The sequence below is a fragment of the Nonomuraea sp. NPDC049709 genome, from assembly GCF_040674815.1.
GTDB lineage: Bacteria > Actinomycetota > Actinomycetes > Streptosporangiales > Streptosporangiaceae > Nonomuraea.
Genome location: NZ_JBFANM010000025.1, coordinates 59,524 through 79,242, shown reverse-complemented (window position 1 = coordinate 79,242; position 19,719 = coordinate 59,524). Strand labels below are relative to the sequence as shown.

The 19,719-nt window shown below is 72.8% G+C and carries 10 protein-coding genes; 3 read left to right on the top strand and 7 right to left on the bottom strand.

All coding sequences use genetic code 11. The annotated features are described in order from the left end of the window. Positions 1-79: 79 nt before the first annotated feature. From AB0J69_RS25560 to AB0J69_RS25545, 4 genes are read right to left on the bottom strand one after another with little or no spacing between them, the layout of a single operon-like run. Entirely contained in the window at positions 80-970 is an 891-nt protein-coding gene (locus tag AB0J69_RS25560; RefSeq protein WP_364121900.1) for an ABC transporter permease, read from the bottom strand. A gap of 52 nt (positions 971-1,022) precedes the next feature. Further along, the gene (locus AB0J69_RS25555; RefSeq protein ID WP_364121897.1) at positions 1,023-2,576 is read right to left on the bottom strand and encodes an ABC transporter substrate-binding protein; all 1,554 of its coding nucleotides are present in this window, start codon (positions 2,574-2,576) and stop codon (positions 1,023-1,025) included. Positions 2,577-2,587: 11 nt separating this feature from the next. After that, entirely contained in the window at positions 2,588-9,091 is a 6,504-nt protein-coding gene (locus AB0J69_RS25550) for an SDR family NAD(P)-dependent oxidoreductase (protein WP_364121894.1), read from the bottom strand. Then, entirely contained in the window at positions 9,088-12,987 is a 3,900-nt protein-coding gene (locus AB0J69_RS25545) for an amino acid adenylation domain-containing protein (RefSeq protein WP_364121891.1), read from the bottom strand. The genes AB0J69_RS25550 and AB0J69_RS25545 overlap by 4 nt, the downstream gene beginning before the upstream one ends. A 113-nt stretch (positions 12,988-13,100) precedes the next feature. Between AB0J69_RS25545 and AB0J69_RS25540 the strand changes: the two genes are divergently transcribed. The 3 genes from AB0J69_RS25540 to AB0J69_RS25530 are packed head-to-tail and all read left to right on the top strand — an operon-like array spanning position 13,101 to position 17,296. Continuing rightward, positions 13,101-14,219, top strand: coding sequence for a class I SAM-dependent methyltransferase (locus AB0J69_RS25540; protein ID WP_364121888.1), 1,119 nt, complete (start codon positions 13,101-13,103; stop codon positions 14,217-14,219). A 60-nt stretch (positions 14,220-14,279) separates the two neighbouring features. Continuing rightward, positions 14,280-16,226: a phosphopantetheine-binding protein gene (locus AB0J69_RS25535; protein ID WP_364121885.1), complete on the top strand. Its 1,947-nt coding sequence runs from the start codon at positions 14,280-14,282 to the stop codon at positions 16,224-16,226. Continuing rightward, positions 16,223-17,296, top strand: a complete 1,074-nt coding sequence (locus tag AB0J69_RS25530) for a saccharopine dehydrogenase NADP-binding domain-containing protein (protein WP_364121882.1) — start codon at positions 16,223-16,225, stop codon at positions 17,294-17,296. Before AB0J69_RS25535 ends, AB0J69_RS25530 begins: the two co-directional genes overlap by 4 nt. Here AB0J69_RS25530 and AB0J69_RS25525 read toward each other — a convergent pair. The 3 genes from AB0J69_RS25525 to AB0J69_RS25515 are packed head-to-tail and all read right to left on the bottom strand — an operon-like array spanning position 17,283 to position 19,616. After that, positions 17,283-17,600 carry a hypothetical protein gene (locus AB0J69_RS25525; RefSeq protein WP_364121879.1) on the bottom strand — a complete coding sequence of 106 codons (318 nt, stop codon included), beginning with the start codon at positions 17,598-17,600 and terminating at the stop codon, positions 17,283-17,285. The two genes, AB0J69_RS25530 and AB0J69_RS25525, sit on opposite strands and share 14 nt — an antisense overlap. Before the next feature lie 47 nt (positions 17,601-17,647). Beyond that, positions 17,648-18,850, bottom strand: coding sequence for a cytochrome P450 (locus tag AB0J69_RS25520; protein WP_364121877.1), 1,203 nt, complete (start codon positions 18,848-18,850; stop codon positions 17,648-17,650). 55 nt (positions 18,851-18,905) lie between these two features. Continuing rightward, positions 18,906-19,616: an alpha/beta hydrolase gene (locus AB0J69_RS25515; protein WP_364121874.1), complete on the bottom strand. Its 711-nt coding sequence runs from the start codon at positions 19,614-19,616 to the stop codon at positions 18,906-18,908. Between the last annotated feature and the right edge of the window lie 103 nt (positions 19,617-19,719).

Here is a 19,719-nt window from a genome sequence, read left to right as displayed (position 1 = left end):
TCCGGTTCGGCGCTGCGCGCCGGAACCGACCTGTCCGCCGCATCCCCTGAGCGCTTCAGGAGAGAGCCGTTCGCACGCTTCATCGGCGGGCTGCCCTGGCGCGTGGGGCGACAGCATCGGCGGCGAGGAGACCGGCCACCACAACAGCCGCAGCCAGCAGGGCAACGCTCTGGACGACCGGCACGTCCCGTGTGGAGACGGCGGTGACCAGCAGCTCCCCCAGCCCCGCCAGCCCGAACAGGGTCTCCGCGACGGCCGCGCCCGCTACCAGCCCACCGAGAGTCACGGCGAGAAGGCGGGTGGCGGGCGCCGCGATCATCGGCAGCACGTACCGGAGTGCGATGGTGGCCGGTGACAGGCCGCGCAGTTCGGCATCACGCACATAGGGCCGGGCCACCACGTCCGCGATCGCCCCGCGGAGCAGGGCGGCGCCGTACGCGGCGATCGGCAGCGCGAGCGTGAGCACGGGAAGCACCAGCAGATCGGGCCGGCTCCAGGGAGGCTCTCCGGCGGGCAACATCGACACCGGAGGGAACAACCCCCAGGCCGCGGACAGCCAGGCCACCAGCGCGGCGGCCACCACGGCCTGCGGGAGCGCGGCGCCCGCCACGATCAACGCGTTCGCCGCGGGCCGCAACCACCTGGGGCCGCGCACGGCGGTCCAGGCCAGGGCCGCCGTAAGGGGGACGCTGACCGCCAGCGCCGCCACGGTCAGGGTGAGCGTCACGCCGGCCCGCTCCGCCACCAGCTCGCCGATCGGCCGCCCGGTGATGAGAGAGGCTCCCGGATCGCCGGTCAGCACCCCTGACAGCCAGCCCAGGTAGCGGACGTGCAGGGGACGGTCCAGCCCCTGCTCCGCCCTCAGCCGAGCGAGCTCGTCAGGAGTGGCACGACCGCCACTGACGAGGTCCGCCGCGTCCCCCGGCAGCGCCGCCGTGCACAGGAAGATCACCGCTGAGGCGGCCGCCATCAGCAGTACGCTCCTGGCCAGTGCACGGCCCGGCCACGGCACCCGGCGCATCTCAGCCGTCCGAGCTCACCTGGTCGATGAACGCCGAGGCGAATCCGATCCCCTCGGGAACGCCGCTCAGCCCTGCCTTGGCCAGGTCGAGCCGATCGCTCAGCGCCCAGATCGCGTAACCGCCCTGGTCCCGGAGCCTGGCCTGCAGCTCGCCCAGGAGCCCGCGCCGCTTGGCGTCGTCCGGCTCGGCCAGGGCTTTGTCGAGGTCTGCTGACCAGGTACGGTCCTGCCACGCCGTCTCGTTGGTGGGGGAGTCAGGCGTGAGTGCCACCCGCACCACGTCGAGGAAGGGGATGCCGCCCAGATAGCTGAGGTAGAAGGGCTTGCGGGCGTAGACGGCGGAGAAGTAGGTGTCGGCCGGCTCCACGGCCACCTTCACCCGCATCCCGATCTCGGCCAGTTGCTGGGAGATCAGCGTGGCGGCGCTGTCCATCCCCGGGTAGGCCGTGGTGGTGTGCAGCGTGAGCTCGACACCGTCGGCGAGACCGGCATCCGCCATCAGCTTCTTGGCGCGGGCGAGGTCGCGGGTGGTCTGCGCCAGGTTCGCCGGGCTGGTCGGGTCTTTGGGGGTGATGAGGTCGTTGCCGATTTCGCCGTAGCCGAGGAAGGCGGTGTCCAAGAGCTGTTGCCGGTCGAGGGCGAGCCGTACGGCCTCGCGTACCCGCAGGTCGTCGAAGGGTTTGGTGTCCATGCGCATGACCAGCGGGTACAGGGTGGCGCCCGGCCGGCGGAGCAGCCGTACGGCGCTGTTGTCCTCCTGCTGCTTGGCCAGCGTGGCGGGCACTCCCCCGGCCAGGTCGACCTGGCCGGACAGCAGCGCCTGGGCGCGGGCCTGCGGGTCGGGCACGGCGCGTACCTCGATGGTCCTGGCCGGCGGTTTGGGGCCCCACCAGTCGTCGTTCCGCTCGTACACCACCGCTTGTGCCCCGCCCTTGTTCGTCGGGCGGAAGGGGCCGGAGCCCGGCACCGGCTTGCCGAAGTCGTCGCTCCCCTCCGGCACGACGAACGTCGCGCCCTCCAGCGCCTTGCCGACCTCGGCGTAGGGCTTCCTGGTCACCAGCTCGAAGGTGGTGTCGTCGATCACCTCGGAGGCGTCGAGGTCGAACATGGCCATGCGGCCGAAGTTCTCCGCCGCCTTCTTGCCCATCCGGCGCAGCGAGAACAGCGCGTCGGCCGCCTTGACCTGGCGACCGTCGGAGAAGGTGGCGTCGCCGCGGATGGTGACCCGCCACTTGGTCAGGGTGGCGTCGGGCCGCCATGCGGTGGCCAGGCGCGGTTGGGTCGAGCCGTCGGCGCCGGGAAGGGTGAGAACGTCGTAGGTCAGGGCCATCCTGACCACATCGCTCTCGCCGGGCAGCAGACCGTGCGGGTCGGTGACGGCGTTGGACGGCGAGCCGGGCGCGGCGTAGCGCACAGTGCCCATGCCGGAGCCGGTGCCGGTCGGCTGGGCAGCGGTGCTGGCCGGCGCGGTGCCGGGCGCGGTGCCGGAACAGCCCGCCAGCAGGGCCACCGCGGTGACGACCGCCGCCGATCGGCGGCGGAGTTGGGAATGCATGGGAACCTTTCTCAAAGTCGCGCCAGCGCTCTGTCGAGCGCGGCGTTGATCAACCGGGCCACGGCGGGCAGCACGGGAGGGTGCAGCAGGCCGTAGTGGTGGGCGTCGACCCCGGTGGCCTCGACCGGCCCGGCCAGGTAGCGTCCCCAGCCGAGGTCGGGCCGGCCCGGCGGGGTGTCGTCGACGCCCATCCCGATGGCAGAGTTGCGAGGTGAGGGCCGCTCTGCCCGGATCAGCAACGTGGCTGTGTCCGGGTCGGCCAGCCGCCGTGGGGTGTGGGCGGCCAGCGCCCGCAGGTGTCTGGCGAACACGGCCACGCGCCCCGCCAGGTCCTCGCCGCGGCCCAGCAGCCGGTGCTCGCGTAGCCGGTCGGCGACCGCGCTCATGCGCCCTTCCTCGGGTACATCACCGACACTCAGGTCGATACCGAGGTAGGCCTCCAGAGCGTGCAGGTGCCGTACCGTCACCTCCCATTCGATCTCGGCGGCATCACGGCCGGGAACGTCGCGGATGAGCGCGGGATCGTTGGAGTCGAGCATCGCCAGCAGCGCGGTGTGCCGGCCACCGGCGTGCAGCAGCCGGGCCATCTCCTGGGCCACGGTGCCGCCCATCGACCAGCCGCCCAGCAGCCAGGGTGCCGTTCCCGGGCCGCCGGAGGCGTCGATCGCCCGCACGTACTGCTCGGCGATGCCTTCGACGGTCTCCGGTCCCGGCCCGTACGCGCCCGACAGTTCGGGATCGGCGAGTGCCACGACGTCCACGCGGGTGTCCAGCAGCCGGGACAGCTCGGCGTAGCACAGCACGTCACCGCCCGAGGGGTGGGCGAGGTACAGCGTGGGGCGGGCCGTTCCGCCCGGCTCGGCCCGCAGCGGCAGCACGATGTCCCGCACGGAGCCGGCCTGGTTCACCACCGCTCGCGAGATCGGCTCTTGAGGCGAGGGTGGTGCGGCACTGCCCGAGGAAAGAGCGGCTTCTCCCGAGGGCGCCGGAACGGTGTGCCAGAGCTCGGGCCGGATCCAGGCGTCGGACGATCGGGCCAGCTCGCGCACCCGTGTCACGTGCTCGGCGATCGCCGCCTCCAGCTCGTCGCCGGGCAGGACGCCCTCCAGGACGTCCCATTGCAGCCGCAGTTCGCCGTCGTGTTCGAGCACCTGGTGGTCGAGCCAGGTCTGCGGCGTCTGTGAGACCGCGTATACCTGCTCGCCGGCCCATTCCAGGTGGCCGCCGTCGTCCACCATGTCCGTGATGCCGAGCGCGCTGGTGAACACCACGGGCACCGGCCGTACCTCTCCCGTCCTGGCAGCTTGCTCGGTGAGCACGTCCAGTGCGGAGAAGCCGCGGTGGTCGAGGTCGTCGAACATCCTCGCCTGGGTGGCGGCGGCCCGGTCGGCGAAGACGGCGGCGGGCTCGGCGGGGACCTCGTGCAGCAGCAGGGAGGTGAAGTCGCCGACAACCCGGTTGACGTGCGGATGGATGGCCGGACGGTCGAAGAGGGTCAGTGTCACGCAGAACCCGGCTGCCCCGGACCAACGGGCCAGTACGTCAGCGTAGACGGTCAGCAGCGCCGCCGCCGGGGTGACCCGGTGCCGGGCGGCGGCTTCCCGAAGCGCTGCCCATTCCTCGCGGTCCAGCCGTGCGGAGCGCCGTACGAATTTCGGGGGTGACCCTCCCGGGTCGTGGACCGGCAGGCGGGGCGGGCCGGGGAGCGTGTCGAGGCGCCGGCGCCAGTAACGCGCGGCGCGGTCGTCACGCCGTCGCTCCAGCGCGGCCGCGCAGGCCGCCGGGTGCAGATCCAACGGCGGCAGCGGGGCACCAGGGTTCTCGTAAAGGGCGTGCAGTTCGGACTCGATGATCCACCAGCTGGCGGCGTCGCAGATGAGCACGTCGACTCCGATGAACAGCCTGATCATGTTTCCGGGCAGCCGGGCCGCCTGGATCTGCGCCAGTGGCCAGCGGTCGGGCGGGCCGGGCTTGGTGGACAGCTTCTCCCGCAGCACGGCCAGCCGTTCGGCCCGGCGGCCCTCTGTCGTCGCGGTCAGGTCGTGCGCCCGGATCCGGTAGCGCGGCAGGTTGTCCAGCACGCGAAGCCGTCCCTCGGGCGTGGCCACGGCGCGGAGCATGGGATGGCGGGCCACGACCTGGTTCCAGGCCTCCTCGAAGCGGTTGAGGTCCAGGTTGTGGCAGTCGTACTCGAGGAAGAAGTGGCAGGGCAGCTCCCCCCACTGGTAGCCGCCGTCCCGCCCGATCCAGTAGGCGTGCTGGACCCGTGTCATGGCGAAGGTGCCGTCGCCGTCGACGGCGTCCTCCTCCGGCGTGCTCTCCTGGGCCGGGTACGGCTGCGAGCCCGCCGATTCGACCAGCTTGGCGATGCCCGCCACGGTGGGCGAGGCCAGCAGGTCCCGCATGCCCGGCCGGACGCCGAAGCGTTCGCCCAGCGCGGCCAGCATTCGCACGCCCAGCAGGGAGTGGCCGCCGAGCGCGAAGAAGTCGGCGGCGGGATCGTTCACCGGGATGCCGAACAGCTCCGACCACAACTCGCTCACCGCTCGCTCGGCCGGAGACAGGCGCGCCACGTCGCCGCCGGTGGCCACGATCGGCCTCGGTTTCCCCGCCGCGATGACGCGCGGGTTGAGATCGGTCCCGGCGACCGACACGATCGCGGGCACCGTGCCCGACTCGCGCGCGGCCAGCAGGCGGTCCAACGCCCTGGTACCGGTGACCGCGTCGAGCGCGTCGGCGAGGACGACGGTGGCCTCGGCACCGTCCTCGGCCACCCGCCAGCCGTCCCAGACCGCGCTGACCCACTGGGTGGCGCCGGGCGCCGCGAGACCGAGCGCGTCCATCGCGGCGTTGGCCGCCGCGTAGGGGCCCATTCCGACACCGCCGACCAGCGTGGTCACCGAGGACATGAGCAGCACTGTCCGGGGACGGCGCTCCGGCGGCAGCGCGGCGATCGCGTCCCTGAGCGCGAGCGCTCCCCCGGCCTTGGCCCGCACATGCGCGGCCGCCTGGCCGGGGTCGAGCGACCGCAGCGGGTCCAGCCGCGCCCCCGCCACCACGCCTGCCGCATGGACGACGAGCTCGATGGGCTCGCCGGCGGACAGCTCCTCGATCAGGGCCGAGGTCGCGGCAGGGTCGGCGGCGTCACAAGCCCGCACGTCCACACCGGCCTCGGCGAGCGCGGTTCCCCGGTGACCAGCCGTACGCGATGTGACGACCACCCGATGCCCGCGCGCGGCCAGATGCCGGGCGAACAGTTGCCCGACCGCCCCCAACCCACCGGTGATCAGCACGCTGCCGGTCGCCGTGGCGCTCCCTCCGGTGCGGGCCGGGCTCCAAGGCGCCAAGCGGCGCCGCCACCTGGTCACGCCACGCATTGCGGTTTCCGTTCCGGTCCCTTCTCCGCTCGCGAGGGCGCTGAGTTCACGGAGCACGGCACTCGCCTCGGTGGCGGGCTCGGCCTGCGTGCCCAGGTCGAATGTGGCCCATCGCAACCCGGGCTGTTCCTGACCGAGCACTCGCGGGAGCACGCGGACGGCCGCCTGCGCCGGGTCGGGTGGTGGATCGCCACCGACCTGCTCGCCGTGCCGGGTGACCAGGAGCAGACACGGCTGCTCCGCCCGCCCGGCCTGCTCGGCCGCCACGGATGCGACCTCGCCGAACGCGAGCACGGCAGCGACGACGTCGTCGGCGCCCGGCGTGGCGGCCCGCTCAGCGCCGTCCCCCGTCGCCACCACGACCAGTCCGGTCAAGGGCTCGTCGGAAGCCGTGAGATCGGCCGCCTCCAGCCGGGCGCGCAGCTCATCCGCCAATGTGCCGGTCCCGATCACGGCCCAGCGGCCGGCCGGGACCGGCTCCGACTCGGCGGGGAGGACCTGACTCCACACCGGAACCTGCAGCGGCTCCTCCGCATCGACCTCCAACGACGTGTCCGAAGCAGGAGGGTCGATCCACAAGCGGCGGCGCTGGAAGGCGTACCCCGGCGCGTGCACCCGCCGCCGACCGGCTGCGGACAGCGCGGCGAGGTCCACGGGCCGGCCGTGGGCCCACAGTGTGGCGACTGCCTGCCGCACGCTCGCCGGCTCCGGCTCGTCCGGCACCAGCGTCGCCAGGACCGACCGCAGGCCTGGCAGGGTGTTCCTGCGCGCGAGGGCGGACAGCGTGGTTCCCGGACCGACCTCCACGAGCACGGTGTCTTCCCCGGTGCCGAGTGCTGCCTCCAATGCCTGCGCGAACCGTACGGGGTCGCGCAGTTGCCGCGTCCAGTGACCGGCGTGCGCCAGTTCGGCGCCGATCGAGGCGCCGGTGACCGTGCTGAACACGGGCACGGCGGGGGTGCCGCCCGTCAGTCCGGCCAGTGCCGCGCCCAGGCCGGGCAGCTCCGGCTCCATCAGGCGGGAGTGCATCGCGGCGTCCACCCGCAACCTCGTGCCCGTGATGCGACGTCCGCGCAGCTCGTGCGCCAGCCGGTCGACGGCCGCCGCGGGCCCGGACACCACGCAGGCGGCCGGGGCGTTGACGGCGGCGAGATCGAGGCCGGGATGGCGCGACAGCAGTTCGCGTGCCTCTTCCTCGCCGAGCGGGACGGCGAGCATCGAGCCGCCACCGGCGGCTCTGGCCGCGGCGGCGCACCGGGCGGCGACCAGCTTGGCGGCCTCGGCGAGCGGCAGCGCGCCGCTCACCACCGCGGCTGTGCACTCACCCAGGCTGTGTCCGACGAGGGCGTCGGGCACGACGCCCCATGATGCGAGCAGCCGCGCCAGTCCGTACGACACGGCGAAGACGGCCGGCAATCCGAAGCCGGCGTCGCGGACGCGTGCCTCGCTGATTCCCGGGTCCAGGGCTTCGCGGACGTCGGCGCCAAGCAGCGGGCGCAACCGCTCCGCGCACTCGTCCACGGCCTGGGCGAAGACCGGCTCGTCACAGTAGAGCGCGTTGCCCATCCCGGGATAGGCGCTCCCCGCGCCGGGGAAGGCGAACACCAGGCGCGGGCCGGCCGCCTTGACCGGCGTCGCCGCGGCCAATCCGGCGCGGCCCACGCCCACCATCCGGTAGGCCAGCTCGGCACGTCCCGTGGCCAGCGTGTAGGCGAGGTCGGCCTCGTCGGGTTCGGGCCGGGACGCCAGAGCGCGGGCGGTGGCGACCGCCGCCTCAGCGGTGGCGGCCGAGACCGCCAGCACCTGGGGCCGCCGATCGGCGGGGACGGGCGGGCGGTGCGGGGCCGGCCCGAGCACGGCGTGGCAGTTGGTGCCGCCGATGCCGAACGAGCTCACTCCTGCCAGCGAAGGGGCGTCCCAGTCCCGGGTCTCGGCGATCACCTCGAACGGCGACCCATCCAGGCCGAGCAGCGGGTTGAGCGGGTGGGCGTGCAGCGACGCGGGCAGCATCCGGTGCTGTACGGCCAGGACGGCCTTGATGAACGAGGCGATGCCGGCGGCGGAGTTGGCGTGGCCGATGTTGCCCTTCACCGAGCCCAGCCCGCACCACGCCGGTCCGGTGTCACCGAACACCCGCCGCAACGCGGCCACCTCGATGGGATCACCGAGCGTGGTGGCGGTGCCGTGCGCCTCGACGAGACCGATCTCGCGCGGCACCGCGCCGGCCACCGCGAGCGCCTCGGCCACCGCCCGGGCCTGGCCCCGCATGGACGGCGCGGTGAACCCAGCCTTGTCGGCTCCGTCGTTGTTCACCGCCGAGCCGTGCAGCACGGCGAGCACCGGGTCGCCGTCGGCCAGCGCGTCGTCCAGGCGGCGCAGCACCACCACGCCCACGCCCTGGGTGTAGACGATGCCGGTGCCGTCCGCGCTGAACGGCCTGATCGTCCCGTCCGACGCGTACACGCCGCCGGCGACGTGCACGTACCCCTGCCCCTGCGGCACGATCAGCGACACCCCACCTGCGAGCGCGGTGTCGCACTCGCCGGACAGCAGCGACTGCGCGGCCAGATGCACGGCGACCAGCGAGGTCGAGCAGCTGGACGCCACCGCCACCGCCGGGCCCGTCAGGTTCAGCCGGTAGGCCGTCTGCAGCGGCAGGTAGTCGGCCTGGGTCGAGATCGCCGTCTGCAGGCTGCCGAGCGGGTCCCGTCCCGCGCCGGTCGGGTTCCACCGCTCGGCGAGGTTGCTCGCCAGGTAGGCGCTCTGCATGGCGCCCGCGAAGACCCCGACCGCGCCGGCCCCGCGTCCGCCGCCATGACCGGCGTGTTCCAGCGCGTGCCAGGCACATTCGAGGAACAACCGCTGCTGAGGGTCCAGCAGGGCCGCCTCGGCGTCGCTGAGCCCGAACGGCTCGGGGTCGAAGTCGGCCTGGCCCTCAATGAGCCCGCCGACGGGGACAAACCCTGGGTGCGCCCGCAATCTGCCCGGCACGCCTCGGGCGGTCAACTCGTCGTCGGTGAACCTGGTCAGCCCTTCGCGACCGTCCCGCAACAGCGCCCAGTACGCTTCGGCGTCAGGCGCCCCGGGAAAGCGGCAGGCCAGGCCGACGACGGCGATCGGATTCTGTGCGGCGCTCATCCGGCGAGCTCCGCCGCACGCGCTCGGGCAGCCCTGCGAGCGGCGGCTTGATCAGAAACGAGATCGGGCTCGGCTGCCGAGGGCGGATCTTCTCGAGGTGACGGGGTGGCCAGGCCGGTGCTGCCGGACGCCTCTCTGCGGGCGGTGATGAAGGCGGCCAGGTCCCGGACCGTGGGCCGGGCGAACATGTCCACCACTGTCAGTCCTTCGTCCAGCTCGGCTCTTAGGGCGCGATGGGCCAGCACGACGGTCAGGGATGACGCTCCCAGCCGGAAGAAGGGCGTGGTCACATCGACCGGCGTCTTGAGCAGCTCGCTGAAAACCCTGGCCACGGCCCGCTCCACCTGCGGATCCGGCACCGCGTCCGGCCTGGCGGGGACAGGGTGGGGCGGCTCCTGCTGACCCGCGAACGTGTCGGGTTGTGGCTCGACGGTGGGCGTGGCGAGACGCGGCGATGTGGCGACGTCAGGCGTGGGAAGGCCGTCGGCGCCACCCTCGACGACGAGCTCCATCACCCCGTCGGGCGACACAGTGAGAGTGAGACGTAGCCCGCGCGTGACCGTGGCGCTGATCGCCTGCGCAGGCCGTGCGGTCACCGCAGGAAGGAACGCCCGCGCGCTGGGGGCGGTCGCTCCGGTGACGGCCGGAGGCGTGTTCAGGACCGCTGGGCTGGGAGCCTCGTCCCGGGCCGGAGCCCCGGTTGGCTGGTACGGGTTGGCGAGCGCCTTGTAGTCGATCTTGCCGTTGTCCGTGATCGGCAGGGTGTCCATGATCAGGAAGCGGTTGGGCACCATGAACCCGGGCAGGCTCGCCCGCAATGCCTCGATCAGCTCGTCGTCCGCCGGAGGCGTCGCGGGATCGGCGGGCACCACGTAGCAGACCAGTCTCGGCCGGTCGTCGGGCCCGGGCACCGCGCGGGCCACCGCCTGCCGCACGGCGGGGAGCCGGTCGAGAGTGGCCTCGATCTCGCCGAGCTCGATCCGGTGGCCGCGGATCTTGACCTGCCGGTCCAGCCGGCCGAGGAACTCGATCGTCCCGTCGTACCGCCAGCGTCCGAGGTCGCCGGTCCGGTAGAGACGGCGGCGCAGGATGGGGTGCGTGATGAACCGCTCGGCCGTCTGCCCGGGGTCCCCGACGTAGCCGCGGGCCAGCCCGTCGCCGCCGATGTGCAGCTCGCCCGGCTCGCCCACCGGGCAGGGCCGGCCGTGTTCGTCGAGGATGTGGAAGGACTGGCCGCGTAGCGCCCGGCCGTACGGGATGCTCGGCCACGACGGGTCCACCTCCCCGATGGGATGGCAGATCGACCAGATCGACGCCTCGGTCGCCCCGCCCAGGCTGACCACTCTGGCGTCCGGGGCCAGCGCCCGCAGCCTGTCGGGCAGCGTCACCGGGATCCAGTCGGCCGACAGGAACACCAGACGCAGCGTGGCCAACGCCTCGCGCACCGCCTGCGGCTCCAGCTCCGCGTACTCCACCAGCATCTCCAGCAGGGCAGGAGCGGTGTTCCACACGGTGACGCGGTGGCGGGCCATCAGCTCCAGCCAGTGGCCGGGGTCGCGCTGGCGGTGGGCGTCGGGCAGGACCACGGCGCCCCCGGACCCGAGCACCGAGAAGATGTCGTAGACCGACAGGTCGAAGCTGAACGCCGACAGGGCCAGCACCCGGTCGTCCGGGGCGAGGGGGAACCGGTCGGCGAGATCGTCCAGGGTGGTACGCGCCGCACGGTGCTCGATGGCCACCCCCTTGGGCCGCCCGGTCGAACCCGACGTGAAGATCGCGTAGGCGAGGTCGTCCGGGGCGGGCCGGCGCGGCTCGGACTCGTCCGGAAGCCGGAGAACGCCGTCGGCGTCGAGCCGATGCACGCTGACGTGGCCCGGCCACGCGGTGTCGTCGGCCTCCGCCGTGAGCAGCGCCGTCCGGATCGAAGCCTGCTCGCACAGCGAAGCCACCCGGCCTGCGGGCCAGGACGGTTCGACGGGCACGTACCCGGCTCCGCCGGCCAGCACTCCCAGCAGGGCGGTGACCTGCGCGACGCCCTTGTCCGCCACGACCGCCACGAGATCGCCGGGCCCGATCCCGAGCGCGGCCAGCGCCCGGCCCGTGCGCATGGCCTGCTCGCTCAGCTCCTGCGCTGTCACCTCGCCGGTCAGGTCGAGCAGGGCGGGCGCGGACGGGTCGCGTTCGGCGGCGGCGCGCAGCGGGTCGTCCAGGAGCGGACCGGTCCCACCGAACGCCCCGCCCGCCACGTCCTCGTCGGGGAGGAACGAGGGGTCCCAGCCGAGCGCGGAGTCGGTCCACAGCTCCGGCTCCGTGGCCAGCCGCCGCAGGAGGCGGACGTGCGCGGCCAGCATGCCGTCGACGAACCCGGCCGGCAACGCGCCGTCCACGACGTCCCACGCGATGCGGAGCCTGCCGTCCTCGTCCCAGACGATGTGGTCCAGCATCACCTGCGGCGTCTGCGAGACGCCGAAGACCTCGGCGCCGAGCCAGGCGGTGGGCGCCTCGCCGGGTCCCGCCAGGCCGACGCCGCTGGTGAAGACCACGGTGTGGGTGGGTACGGGCAGCCCGGTGGCGGGGTCGGTCACCCGGGGACGCTCCCCCGACTCGATCGCCGTACGCAGTGCCTCCATCCCCGAAACCGCCCGGTGGTCGAGGTCGGTCCAGAACTGCCGGTTGACGGCCGCGGCGTAGCCGGTGAAGCCGTACCAGCGGCCGGGGTCGGCGACGGGGATCTCCACCAGGACGGTGCTGGTGAAGTCGCCGACGACACTGTCCAGGCCCGGGGTGTCATCTGCGAGAGCCAGGTCGTCGCGGTCGAAGAGGGTGGTGTTGAGGCAGAAGGGATCGCGGGCGCCCCAGCGCTGCAGCACCAGGCCGAAGGCGGCCAGCAGCAGGCCGGTGGGGCTCAGCCCGTGCGCCGCACCCTGCTTGCGCAGCTGCGTCCAGTCCTCCGCGGACAGCTCGGCGGCATGCCGGATGATGCGGTGGCCGCTGAAGTCGGCCGGGCCACGGGTCCAGGGCAATCCTGGGCCGTCCGGCAGGCCGGCCGCCCGGCGCGCCCAGTAGGCCGCGTCGATCTCGCGCCGCCGCAGGTCGGCCGGGGCCTCCAGCCGACGCCGTACGAGGTCGGCGAAGCCGAGCGGCGGTGCAGGCAGCTCCAGGTCAGGGTCGGCGGCGTACTGGCCCCACTCCCTCATCAGCCGCATCCAGCTCATGAGGTCCAGGGCCAGCACGTCCACACCGATGAACAGCCGGGTCCGGCCGTCCGGCAGCAGCGCCGCACGCAGGTCGAACAGCGGCCACCGGTCGGCGGGCAGCACCTGGTGCGAGCATCTCGCACGCAACGCCTCCAACGCCTGCTCCGCCCGTTCCGGACCCTCACCACGCAGGTCCGTACGGGCGATGACGTAGTCGGGCACCTCCGCGAGCACTCTCTGCCTGGCGTCGGCGTCCACGACCATGCGCAGCATCGGATGCCGCCGGACCAGCCGATTCCACGCGCTCTCCAACCGGTCGAGGTCCGCGTCCTGGGCGTCCTGCGGCACGCGGTCGTACTCGAAGTAGTAGAAGGTCGCCACTCCGCCCAAGGGGAAGGCCGGGTCCCGGCCGACCAGGTAGGCGGTTTGGATGGGAGTCAGCGGAAAAGACTCCCCTGCCTCGGCGGGGTCGTCCGGGACGATCCCGGCGGCGACCGTGCGCGCGGTCGCCGCCCCGAGGAAGGCCGTCAGCGGGAGTTCGAGTCCGGACTCCTCCAGCAGGCGCCGGCGCAGGCGTACGGCAGTGAAGGACTCCAGCCCCAAGGCGGTGAGCGGGGCGTCGGGGTCCAGATCCGAGGGCCGGAGTTCCAGTACGTCGGCCAGGCAGGCGAGCACTTCTTCGACGGTGGCGGAACCCAAGGGGTGACCCCTTCCACAGAGATAGCAATGGAAACGGTTTTCATTGCTACACAACTTCTCACATTTGTCCAGATCTTGAAAATGATTACCGTTATTTCGTACGATCTCGCCCTATGTCGCTGCTGAACGACCGCGCTGACAGTGCCGCGCACGCCGCCATCGCCGGAACCGGCATCGGTGACGCGGCCGGAGCCGTCCATGACCTGGACCGGCTGATCCTGCTCGGCATCGCGGCCGACCTGCACCGGCGCACCCGGCTGCGCTCGGGGCTGGCACACGGGCCCGGCGCGGTCGCGGACGACCTGGGCGCCGCGCCCCGGCACCGCTGGATCGCCGGGCACTGGCTGAGCGCCCTCCACGACGCCGGCCTGGTCGGCCGGGACGCCACCGGCCGATACCACGACCTGCACGGCCCGCGGCGGGCGGAGCTGGCCGCCGCCCGCACCCGCATGGAGGCCGCGCGGCTGGCGCTCGGCTACCCCACCGAGCTGGCCGAGCTGATGCTGCGCTCGCTGCGGCTGCTGCCGTCCCTGCTGCGCGACGAGATCGGCGTGCAGGCGCTGCTCTACCCCGACGGGGAGCCGGCCACCGCCGAAGCCGTCTACCGCGGCAACGTCATCAGCCGCTACCTCAACGCCGCCGCGGCCGAGGTGGTCCGGGACCTGGCCGAGCGTGTCACCCGCCCGCTGCGGATCCTGGAACTGGGCGCCGGCATCGGCGCCACCACCGCCGACCTGCTGCCGGCGCTGACCGGCCGGCCGGTCGAGTTCTACCTGTTCACCGATCTGTCACCGTTCTTCCTCGACACCGCGCGCCGCCGCTTCGACGCCGGCTTCCTGCGGTACGCCCTGCTCGACATCGCCCATGACCTGCCGCAGCAGCCGGGCGGGCTGGACCTGGTCGTCGCGGCGACCATGGCGCACAACGCCCCGCATGTCGACCGCCTGCTCGGCCAGGTCGCCGCGTTGCTCGCCCCCGGCGGGCGGGTGCTGCTCGTCGAGACTGTCCGCGAGCATCCCCAGTCACTCACCTCGATGCCGTTCGCGCTGTCCACCGACGACGGCCCGCCGCGGCGGCTCGACTGCCGGGCCGGCACCACCCGCACCTACCTGCGTCGCGAGGAGTGGCTGAGCGCGCTGGCAGGCAGCGGGCTGCGGATCGAGGTGGACCTGCCCCGTCCCGGGGATCCGCTGACCGCGCTGTCGCAGCGCCTGCTCGTCGCCATCCGCTGATCACCCGACTGTTCACCCGACTGTTCACCCGACTGTTCACCCGACGATGGGAGTGCACGTATGAAGGAGCTGGCCGAGATCTGGTCGGAGCTGCTCGGCCTGCCGCCCGAGGAGATCCCGCACGATGTCGGGTTCCTGCGCCTGGGCGGGGACTCGGTGCTGGCGGTCCGCATGTCGGCGCTGGTCCGCAAGCGGCTCGGCGTCGCGCTCGCCCTGTCGGACGTACGGGTCGAGACCACGCTCGGCGACCTGGCCGAGCTCGTACGGCGGCACACCTCCGGCGGCGGCTCCACGACCCGGGCCCTGCCGCTCACCGTCACGCCGCGGCCGGACCCGCATGCCGAATTCCCCCTGCTCCCCCTCCAACAGGGCTACTTCGTCGGCCAGCAGGACGGCTGGGAGCTGTCCTACGACTCGGCCCACTACTACCTGGACTACGCGCTGACCGGCATGGACGGCGACGAGGCCGCCGACGCGCTGGCGGACGCGGTCGAACGGCTCGCCGCGCACCAGCCCACGCTGCGGGCCCGGGTCACCTCCGACGGCCGCCAGCACGTCCTACCCGCCGACGCACCCGGCGCGGTACCCCGGGTCCGCGTATACGACCTGCGCGAGGCTGGCCCGGACGAGATCGCCACCGCGCTGCGCGACGTACGGCAGGAGATGAGCACCAGCGGGCCGGACCCCACCAGCGGCCCCGGCATCGACGTCCGGCTCACGCTGCTGCCCGGGGACGAAGGCCGGCTCCACCTCGGGCTGAGCCTGCTGATCTTCGACGGCTGGTCGTCCAGCGTGCTCAGCCGCGACCTGCTCACCTTCGTCGCCGACTGGAACGCCGCCCTGCCGGCCCTGGACATCCACTTCGGCGACTACGTCACCTCGCTCGCCGACTTGCCGGCCACCAAGGCCTGGCAGGCCGACCGGGACTGGTGGTGGTCCCGGCTCGGCACGCTGCCGGGACCTCCGGCACTGCCTCTGGCCGCCGACCCGCAGGAGGTGCGGCCGGTCACCATGGGCAACCGCGAACACCGTTGGAGCGCCGAAGACTGGGCGGCGCTGCGGCGGCGGTGCACCGATCGGGCCGTGACCCCGTCCACGGCCATGCTGACGGCGTTCGGCGTGGTGCTGGCGCGCTGGGCCGGGCACCACCGGATGTTGCTGAACTCGCTCCAGCTCAACCGCCTGCCCATCCACCCCGAGGTGCAGCGCGTGGTGGGTGCCTTCGCCGCGACCATGCTGCTTCCCCTCGACCTGGACTCCAAGGCCACGTTCGCCGAGCTCGCCACCAGCGTGCAGGCGACGTCCGGCGAGCACGCCGCCCACAACCTGATCACCGGTGTTGAGGTCGGGCGCGAGGTGGCCCGCCGCCGGGGGAGCTGGCGGCCGGTGGGGCCGGTCGTGTTCCAGAGCGTGCTCGGGGTGGACGCGGCCATGGGCGGCGGACCGCCGGAGGAGGCGGGGCCGCTGGGCCGAGTAGTCGCCTCCGACTACTTCCACCAGCTGCGCACGCCGCAGGTGGCGATCGAGGTCCGCTGCTTCGAGCTGGGCCCGGAGATGGTGGCGGTCTTCTCCCTGGTCGAGGAGCTGTTCGACACCGATCAGGTGACGGTTGCGTTCGCGGAGTTCGTGGCGTTGGTCGACGCCCTCGCCGAGGGGAGCGGCTGGGATCGGGTGCCCGGGTTGCCCGAGGAAACGGAGCCCGGCTCAGCATCTGGTTTGCGGCTCGGCCTGTTGCCCGAGATGGCCGTCCGACACCGGGAAGGGCCACCGGCCGACGATCTGGAGCAGGCCGTCGCCGACGTGTTCGAAGAGCTCTTGGAGGTGCCGGTGCTCGACCGGGCCGCCGACTTCTTCGGCCTCGGCGGGGACTCCCTGCTCGCGGTACGGGCGGTCGTGCGGCTCGCCAAGGAGGCCGGCGTGTCCGTGCCCGTGCGGGAGTTCCTGGCCGACTCCACAGTGGCAGGGGTGGCCACCGCCGTCCGCTCCCGCCTCGGTGACCAGCGGTGATCGGGATCCTGGGCGCCACCGGCGCGGTCGGCCGCACGGCCGCGCAGCGCATCGCCGCCTACGGCCTGGGACCGCTCCGCGTCGGCGGCAGAAACCTGACGGGGGCCGCGGACCTCGCGGCCACACTTGCCGCTCCCGCGCATGCGGTCCGGGTGGACCTGAACGACCCCGCCGAGCTGGCCGCCTTCTGCGACGGCTGCCGGATCGTGGTCAACTGCGCAGGGCCCACGTACCAGGTGCTGGACACGGTTGCCCGCGCCGCCTTCGCCGCCGGCGCCCACCACGTCGACATCGGCGGCGAGCTGGCCGCCAAGGATGCGCTCACCGGCGAAGGCGTCGCCGATGACCGGATCGCGGTGTTCTCCGCGGGGGTCATGCCTGGCCTTTCCGGCCTGCTGCCCCGGCTGCTGGCCAAGGGACGCCCGTTGCGCCGCCTCGACGTGTACGTGGGTGGAGCTGCCGTCTTCACCCCGTTGTCCGCCGTGGACGCGCTGCTGACCAGGGGGCCGAGGTTCGGCGAACCCATGGCGGCCTGGCGGGACGGCCGGGTGGCCCCCGGCACGCTGGCCCCGCTGCACCAGGTGCGGCTGCCGGGCTTCCCGGTACCCGTGCACGCCTGGCCGTACCTCACCACCGAGGCACAGACTCTGGCCACCGACACCGAGGCCGACGAAGTGCGCTCCTATAACGTCTTCGTCTCCAACCGCCTCCCCGAAGCCCTCGCCGCGACCTGGGCCGAGGTGCCGGACGCCCGCCCCGAGACACTCGCACCACACGCGGAGGCCGTGGTGCGGGCCTCGCTGCAGGACAACGCCGACTTCGGCGCCTTCTACGTCATGCTGTTCACCGCGCGACCTCGTCCGGGCAGCTCCCCCGGACCCACGAGAGTGCTGCTCACGGCCGTGGACTCCTACGCGCTGAGCGGGGTGGTGATGGCGCTGGCCACCCGCGCGGTGTTGTCCGGCTCTATGCCGGCCGGCGTCCACCTGGCGGCCGAAGTGCTGGACCCCGGCGCCACCGCCGCCGCGTTGCGAAATGACGCGCTTGTGGGAGGTCTCACCATCGAATGAGGCCAGCGCTGAGGTCTCGCCAGGTTGTCGCGCGCGTCTTCCCGTCACAGATCTTGACCGTTGATCGGTCCGGTGGCACGGTCACGTTGCCGTCGCCGCTGCCGGCCAGCCAGCCGGCAGCGGTCCCTGCGCACGTCGCACAAATGGCGCCGTGGTCATCCACCGTCTCCATTCCGCGAGCGACGACACGGTGGCCTTCCACCAGCTCCACCAGATCGATGTCGACAACAAGGTCGAGACGCCTCGACCCGCCCATCGTGGCGAAATAGGCGTCGGTAGCCGTACGCGGCGGAATCCTGATCACGGCTCCAACATCGGACACGATCGAGAAGCCCAGGACGCTTCGGCGCGTCAGCGGACCCGGACGGGCAGGGTGTGCAGCCCACGGATGAGGGTGCTGTCGCGCCATTGCAGGACGGGCGAGCCCAGTTCGATGCTGGAGAAGCGGCCGAGCAGCCTTCCGATGGCGATCTGCGCCTCCAGCCGGGCCAGCGGCGCGCCCACGCAGTAGTGGATGCCATGACCGAAGGCCAGATGGCCGCCGCCTGGCCTGGTGAGGTCGAGCCGGTCAGGATCAGGGTAGCGGTCCGGGTCGCGGTTGGCGGCCAGCAGGGAGATGAAGACGAACTCGCCCTCGGGGATCTCGACGTCGCCGACGCGGATCGGCTCAGTGGTGAAGCGCAGGGTCGCGATGTTGATCGGGCCGTCGAAGCGCAGGAACTCCTCCACCGCGCCCGGCAGCAGTGAGGGGTCGGCCCGCAGCGCGGCCAGCTGGTCCGGGTTGCCGATCAGGGCGAGCACGCTGTTGGCGATCAGGTTGACCGTGGTCTCGTGGCCCGCCACGAGCAGCAGGAACGCCATGGACACCACTTCGTCCGCGGTCAGCCGATCGCCTTCGTCGGAGATGTGCACGAGCTCCGACAGCAGGTCCTCGCCGGGCGCGGCCCGCTTGGCGGCGACGAGGCCCGTCAGGTAGGCCAGCATCCACGCGTGGGCCGCGCGCATCTCCTCGGCCGACGAGGCCGCCACGAAGGGGGCGGTCCAGGTCCTGAACTCGTCGTGGTCCGCGGCCGGGATGCCGAGCAGCTCGCAGATGACGGCGATCGGCAGGGGGAAGGCGAACGACTCCATGAGGTCGAACTCGCCCGCCTCCGCCATGCCGTCGAGCAGGCCGTCGGTGATCTGCTCGATGCGCGGGCGCAGCCGCGACACCGTCCTGGCGGTGAACGCCTTGTTCACCAGTTTGCGCAGGCGCGTGTGGTCGGGCGGGTCGGAGTTGAGCATGTGGGCCGACAACGACGAGGCGTACGGCCCCGCCGTCCCCGGTGGGAACAGCTTCACCGCCCTGGCGCTGTCCTTGGCCAGCCTGGGGTCGTTGAGCAGCTCCCTGGCTTCGGCGTACCTGATGACCAGCCAGACCCTGAGCCGCCGGTGCGCGGTCGCGGGCCGTACCGGCCCCGCCTCGCGGGCGCGCCGGTAGACCGGATGCGGATCCTGGAAGAAGGCCCGGTCGAGGTTGAGTGCCGGGTCCGTGACCGATTCGCTGTACCGCAATGTTCGCCTCTCTCCAGCTCGGCGGGCGCCCGCCGAGACCGCCGTACGATCTCCGCTAGCCTCGGGCGGGCAGGGCGTCCGTCACCTCGTCGATGAGGCCGGCCAGCTCGCCCGGCCGCGACAGGAACGGAGAATGGCTCCCCGGCAGGTGCCTGACCACCCCGGCCATCGTGAGCTGCCGCTTGATGAACAGCTCGGGCATGCTCCGGTCATCGTCGCAGACGATGAGCGCGGAAGGCACCGCTCGCCACGAGGCCCGCGTCTGCCGCTCGGTGAAGGCACGCGCGCTCTGTGGCCTGAGCCGGGCGACGGCCGCCTCCGCCCACTGCGCGGGTACGTCGTGGTAGAGCGCCTCGACCGGCGGCTCAGGAGCCGGCAGCAGCTCGGTGTCCTGGGGGAACCACGGCCCGCCGAGCGGCGTGACCACCGCCTCCCCCGCCTCCAGCATGTGGGCCGCGAGGTAGACGAGCCGCCGCACGTTCGGCACGGTTTCGGCCACCTCGGTGACGGGGACGCCGCCGTAGGAGTGCGCGAGCACGGTGACCGGTCCCTCGATGGCGCGCAGATGTTCCCGTACGGCCCGCGCGTCGTCGTACATCCCCGCGTGTGGATCCCCCGACGTGCTCGGCAGGTCCACCGTGGACGTGCGCCAGCCGCGTTCTTCCAGCTCGGGTACGAGCCGATCCCAGCACGACGGTCCGTGCCAGGCGCCGTGCACGAGCACCAGCGTCTCCTTGTTCACCACGTTCTCCCCCCGTTTTCGCATGACACCCGGCCAGGATGGCAGGGCCGCGTATACGCGCCGCCTACACGGCATTGACGCGATGTCAGCGCGATGACGCACCAGCCCCCGGCCTGATGAGTTCGGC

Excerpts from the sequence above, each read along its gene's own strand:
- AB0J69_RS25540 (WP_364121888.1), top strand. The coding sequence starts at position 13,101 with ATGTCGCTGCTGAACGACCGCGCTGACAGTGCCGCGCACGCCGCCATC.
- AB0J69_RS25550 (WP_364121894.1), bottom strand. The coding sequence starts at position 9,091 with ATGAGCGCCGCACAGAATCCGATCGCCGTCGTCGGCCTGGCCTGCCGC.
- AB0J69_RS25560 (WP_364121900.1), bottom strand. The coding sequence starts at position 970 with ATGGCGGCCGCCTCAGCGGTGATCTTCCTGTGCACGGCGGCGCTGCCG.
- AB0J69_RS25555 (WP_364121897.1), bottom strand. The coding sequence starts at position 2,576 with ATGCATTCCCAACTCCGCCGCCGATCGGCGGCGGTCGTCACCGCGGTG.
- AB0J69_RS25535 (WP_364121885.1), top strand. The coding sequence starts at position 14,280 with ATGAAGGAGCTGGCCGAGATCTGGTCGGAGCTGCTCGGCCTGCCGCCC.
- AB0J69_RS25515 (WP_364121874.1), bottom strand. The coding sequence starts at position 19,616 with ATGCGAAAACGGGGGGAGAACGTGGTGAACAAGGAGACGCTGGTGCTC.